The sequence below is a fragment of the Pseudomonas meliae genome (genome assembly GCF_001400515.1).
Lineage (GTDB): Bacteria > Pseudomonadota > Gammaproteobacteria > Pseudomonadales > Pseudomonadaceae > Aquipseudomonas > Aquipseudomonas amygdali.
This window is the reverse complement of the sequence record NZ_LJQT01000015.1, coordinates 1-5,074: the sequence shown is the minus strand read 5'-3', so window position 1 is coordinate 5,074 and position 5,074 is coordinate 1. Positions and strand designations below refer to the sequence as shown.

General features: G+C 56.0%; 6 protein-coding genes and 1 pseudogene. 1 reads left to right on the top strand and 6 read right to left on the bottom strand.

What is annotated here, in order from left to right:
- The 6 genes and pseudogenes from ALO64_RS26705 to ALO64_RS00465 form a co-directional block, all read right to left on the bottom strand.
- Positions 1–665 (bottom strand): methyl-accepting chemotaxis protein (locus tag ALO64_RS26705; RefSeq protein WP_408002890.1); only part of this gene is annotated, 665 nt, incomplete at its 3' end.
- A gap of 201 nt (positions 666–866) precedes the next feature.
- Positions 867–1,550 (bottom strand): annotated as a pseudogene (locus ALO64_RS26700) (cache domain-containing protein); the annotation flags it as partial.
- 215 nt (positions 1,551–1,765) lie between these two features.
- On the bottom strand, positions 1,766–3,085 hold the full coding sequence (locus tag ALO64_RS00480; RefSeq protein WP_002554025.1) for a sensor histidine kinase: 1,320 nt from the start codon (positions 3,083–3,085) through the stop codon (positions 1,766–1,768).
- Positions 3,082–3,750, bottom strand: coding sequence for a response regulator transcription factor (locus tag ALO64_RS00475; protein ID WP_002554026.1), 669 nt, complete (start codon positions 3,748–3,750; stop codon positions 3,082–3,084). The genes ALO64_RS00480 and ALO64_RS00475 overlap by 4 nt, the downstream gene beginning before the upstream one ends.
- The gene (locus ALO64_RS00470) at positions 3,750–4,058 is read right to left on the bottom strand and encodes a PepSY domain-containing protein (protein ID WP_002554027.1); all 309 of its coding nucleotides are present in this window, start codon (positions 4,056–4,058) and stop codon (positions 3,750–3,752) included. Before ALO64_RS00470 ends, ALO64_RS00475 begins: the two co-directional genes overlap by 1 nt.
- Positions 4,058–4,366: a PepSY domain-containing protein gene (locus tag ALO64_RS00465; protein ID WP_002554028.1), complete on the bottom strand. Its 309-nt coding sequence runs from the start codon at positions 4,364–4,366 to the stop codon at positions 4,058–4,060. Before ALO64_RS00465 ends, ALO64_RS00470 begins: the two co-directional genes overlap by 1 nt.
- A gap of 214 nt (positions 4,367–4,580) precedes the next feature.
- On the opposite strand from ALO64_RS00465, the gene queD reads away from it, so the two are divergent.
- Entirely contained in the window at positions 4,581–4,937 is a 357-nt protein-coding gene (gene queD / locus ALO64_RS00460) for a 6-carboxytetrahydropterin synthase QueD (RefSeq protein ID WP_044345547.1), read from the top strand.
- The last annotated feature ends 137 nt before the right edge of the window (positions 4,938–5,074 follow it).

Genomic DNA, 5,074 nt, shown 5'->3' with positions numbered 1-5,074 from the left:
ACCCGGGGCGGTTCACTGCGTGAGGTCTTTGCACTTTGCCGGGTTTCGTCGGCGACGCTTTCGACTGCACCTGCGATCTGATGAACACTGCGATTGATTTCTTCGGCAACTGCCGTCTGCTCTTCCGCTGCGCTGGCAATTTGCGCGTTCATCGAATTGATCGTCGCGATCAACTCACCTATGGTCACCAGCGATGTTCCTGCTTCGTTGGCTTGCGCAGAGGTCCCGTCGCCAGCTTCGCTGGAACGGCGCATTGCCGTGACCGCCTCCTGAGTGCCCTGCTGCAGACGGTCGATCATCCCTTGAATTTCCTGCGTGCTTTGCTGGGTGCGGCTGGCCAGCGCCCGAACCTCGTCGGCAACCACAGCAAAACCACGCCCTGCTTCCCCTGCCCTCGCGGCCTCGATGGCTGCATTGAGTGCGAGCAGGTTGGTTTGTTCGGCGATAGAGCGAATGACGCCCAGTACGCTGACGATCGAAGAAACGTCCTTTTGCAGAACATCCAGTGACGAGCCACTTTTGCGGATGTCGTCTACCAGTGCATGAATCTGTCTGATACTGCCATCCACAACGCGCTTGGCGGCGCGCCCTTGTTCGTCGGTCTGCTGAGCAGCCACGGAAGCACCCTGCGCGCTCTTGGCGACCTCTTGAGCCGCAGCCGACATCTGATTGATTGCGGTCGCCACTTGATCTGTTTCGTGGCGCTGACGGTCCATGGCGGTTTCCGAGCGCTGTGCCTGGGATGACACTTCTCCGACCAGACCATTGAGTTGCCCGGTCATTTCACTGACCTGACGAACCATACCGTGGATCTTGTCGACAAACCGGTTGAACGAACCAGCCAGATCACCAAGCTCGTCATTACTGGTAATGGCCAGACGCCGAGTCAGATCGCCTTCACCCGCGGCGATGTCATCCAGGTTGTTTTTCATCAAACCGAGCGGACGTAGCAGAGTGCCAGCCATCAATATCCCGATGACGCCAATGATGACCAGCACCAGGACGGTGATACCCAAAATGCTGTACAGCATTTCTTTCAGGCGCGCTTCGACGTTCTGCCTGACTTCAGCAACTTTAGCGTCAATGCCGTCGATATTGACGGCAGAACCGATGATCAGATCCCACTTCGGCAGATAATCCGTGTAGCCAATCTTGGGCACAGGTTCAGTCTTGCCAGGCAGGGCCGAGGAGTACATCACATAGTGAGTGCCCGCCTTGCCGACCGCCACCAGTTCGCGGTTGATGTAGACCCCGTTCGCATCGCGGGCGTCATTGAAACTCTTGCCCACGCCATCAGGACTGTTGCTACGGAATATCCGGATTACCTGAGAGTCATAGCCAAAGATATAACCATCCTTGCCATAACTGATGGAGGAAAGCAGCTTGATCGCATTAGAGCGCGCAGTTTCATCACCCGGCGCTGCAGCCTCGTAAAGCGGCTTGATGGCCGTCATGGCGATCGCAACGTAGTTCTGCAACGTTGCCTTGGCTTCAGAGAGCAAACGCTCTCGCGTATCACTGACCTCGCGCTCTGCCTGCCGGTGCAGCATGAACACCGTGGTAGCACTGATCACCAGCGCAAATATCAGAACCGGCAGAACTGCCAGCGACAGAACCTTGGCTTTCAGACTGAGACGCATAGGAGTGGCCTTATGGTTATTTTTATGAGTCAGAGATACCTGTCAGGCTATCGGCGGCATCCGACGGACATTAAGACCTGGCGTATTTTTTTGTATGAACACTCTGAGAGTTGCAGGCTGGCAACTTATGGAGCAGTGCGCTCGGGAAGATCAATGCGTACGCGAAGCCCTCCAGCGGGGCTCTCCTGCAACTGCAGTTGGCCGCCCCAGGCCTCAACGATATCGCGCACAATCCCCAGGCCCAGGCCATGACCGGTAATCTGCTCGTCAAGGCGAGCGCCACGGCTGAACACCTCTGCGCGCTGCGACTCCGGAATACCGGGCCCGTCATCGTCCACCAGCAGGCTGAAGCCCTGAGCCTGACTGAGAATGCTCAGACGCACTTCACTGTCGGCCCACTTGCAGGCGTTATCCAGAAGGTTGCCCAGCAATTCGAGGATATCCTCCCGGTCCCACGGCAGGTGCATGCCTGCTTCGACATCGTTGACCAAATGAAGGTGAGCACCATGAATCATGCCCAACGTGGAAAACAACCCGGGCAGTTCAGCATCACAGTCGAAACGGGCTCCGGGCAGCGCGTCCCCGGAAAGACGGGCCCGATTGAGTTCACGCTCCAGACGCAGACGGATATTTTCCAATTGCTCCTGCAACGTCTTGCGCAGTGCGGGGTTGCCGTCCAGCTGTCCACTGAGGGCCAGGCTGAGCAATACCGCAAGCGGTGTCTTCAAGGCATGCCCCAGATTGCCCAGTGCATTGCGTGAGCGTTTCAGGCTGTCTTCAGTATGCGCAAGCAGATGGTTGATCTGAGCCACAAGGGGCTCAAGCTCGAGGGGCACCTGATTGTCCAGTTGCGAACGCTGACCCTGTTGAAGCTGGAAGATCTGCTCGCGAACGGTTTCCAGAGGCCGAAGCGCCCTGCGTACAGTGATGCGCTGCAAAACCAGCACCAGGATCAGCGCTGCGAGCCCGAGCCCAACCCCGATCTGCTGCATGAGACGAAAGCTCGCCCTGACCGGCGTGTAATCCTGGGCGACGGTAATTGAAATCTGCTTGCCGAACTTTCGGTATTCGCTGGTCAGCATCAACAGCGACTGCCCGGTCTTGCCAAGTTCAAGGTTAGCGTGCAACCCCACCCCAGGCTGCGGCAGCTCAAAATCCCACAAAGAACGGGAGCGCCAGTGGCCCTGCGGCAAGTCCATGCGGAAATAGTGGCCGGACAGCGGGCGCTGATAAGCACCCGACAAGCGATGGTCATCCAGTTGCAGCCCGGCAGGACCCCGCACCAGCGCCACCAGCAGGTTCTCGCTCTCGTTGCGTAAGCCCGACTCCAGATAGCGCTGCAGGCCCACTTCAAACAGCCAGAGACTGGTCTGCGCCATCACCAGGCCAACAACGACCATAACGGCGATAAGACCTAGGCTCAGACGCCGTTGTATGGATTTCAACCTCCGGCTCCGCCGTACAGATAGCCTTGGCCACGGCGTGTCTCGACCACTGCGCGGCCTAGTTTGCGCCTCAGGTGATTGACATGGACCTCGATGACATTGGAGTCACGCTCGTTTTCGCCATCGTACAAGTGCTCAGAGAGATGGCTTTTGGAGAGAATCTGTCCAGGGTGGAGCATGAAATAGCGCAGCAGACGAAACTCTGCAGACGTGAGCTGGATATCAACGCCATCCCGGCTGACACTCTGGCGACCTTCATCCAGATTAAGGCCGGCAGACTCAAGGGTTGGCTGGTTGGCAAGCCCGTGCGAACGCCTCAACAGGGCCTGAATACGCAACTGTAGTTCTTCAGGATGAAAAGGTTTGGTCAGGTAATCGTCAGCCCCCGACTTCAAGCCTTCTATACGCTCTGACCACGAACCTCGTGCCGTCAGAATCAGTACGGGGGTAGCCAGGCCCTTGCCGCGCCATTGCTGGAGAACCTCAAGCCCGGGCATGCCGGGCAACCCCAGATCCAGAACAATGAGGTCGTAGGGCTCGGTTGCGCCTTGATAAACCGCGTCACGACCGTCAGCCAGCCAATCGACTGCATAGCCTTGCCGTCCCAGCGCAGCGAGTAACTCATCCGCGAGAGGAACATGGTCTTCAACCAGTAGCAGGCGCATCAGTCATCATCCTCGTCTTTCAGCAATCGGCTATCGCGCGCATCGAACTTGAGCTCACGGACAACACCCTGCGGGGTCAGCAACTCGAATTCATACACGTACATGTTATTTTTTTCCTCAAGCTCAGCCTCCAGCAGGCGAGCGCCGGGATGAAGACCCAGCGCGCGCTCGATAAACTGTTCGAGAGGCAGTATCACCCCACGCTGCCGCAGACTGAGCGCTTCATCCTGATTCAGATCCCTGGCATAGACAAAAGAGCAGGTCAGACTCAAACCAAGGATGACACAGAGACGCTTGTCGACATTCATTAGTTATCCTGATGATTCCTGTAGACCTGACCCGTAGCGGCGTCTATTTCGAGAACCCACTCAATATCGTGCTTGTCACGCAGCTCGACATTGTAAACGTACCTGCCGTATATATTCTTGAACTGTGTATCAAGAATACTGGCACCAGGGTGCTTGCTGAGGGCGTTAGCATCGAGCTTTTCAGCAGACTGGAGAGTGCCCGCATTACTGAGGCGCAATACCTCATGCGGGTCGACACCACGCGCCTGGATGACACATGAAGTCAGAACACATGTCAGGGCCGCCAGCAGGGTTGTCAGCGTTTTCATTATTGGAGGAGTCCATAGCGGTCGATGCTTCTATGGCGTTTACCTTACCCCGTACAACTTAACTCAAACTGAATAGATCTGGCCGAGTGCCATCAATCGCATCTGAAGGAATCGTCACACACAAGCCCTGCATGGAGTTTCAGGCCATTGCTGTTAAACTGGTCGATTGCATTTATCGCGTCTGCGATCGCCATTTTTCCGGGGCCAATACACAGTGGAAATCTTCAAAGAGTTTACCTTCGAGTCAGCACACCGCCTCCCTAACGTACCAGAGGGTCACAAGTGTGGACGTCTGCACGGCCATTCGTTTCGTGTCGGCATTCATCTGGCTGGCAAGGTTGATCCTCACACAGGCTGGATCCGCGACTTTTCGGAAATCAAGGCTATTTTCAAACCGTTGTACGAACGCCTTGATCATAATTACCTGAATGACATCCCCGGCCTTGAGAATCCAACCAGCGAAAACCTGGCGAAATGGATCTGGGATGAGCTGAAGCCTCTGCTGCCGGAGCTGTCCGCCGTTCGTATTCATGAGACCTGCACCAGCGGGTGCGAATACCGCGGGGATTGATTCTCCCGGAAAATAAAAAACCACCTCGACCAGGTGGTTTTTTTGTATCTGCACGGTACGAAAAAGACTTTATCGTGCCTCAAAAACAAAAACCCTCAACGCGTAAGCGATGAGGGTTTCTGGAATTTAATCTTGAC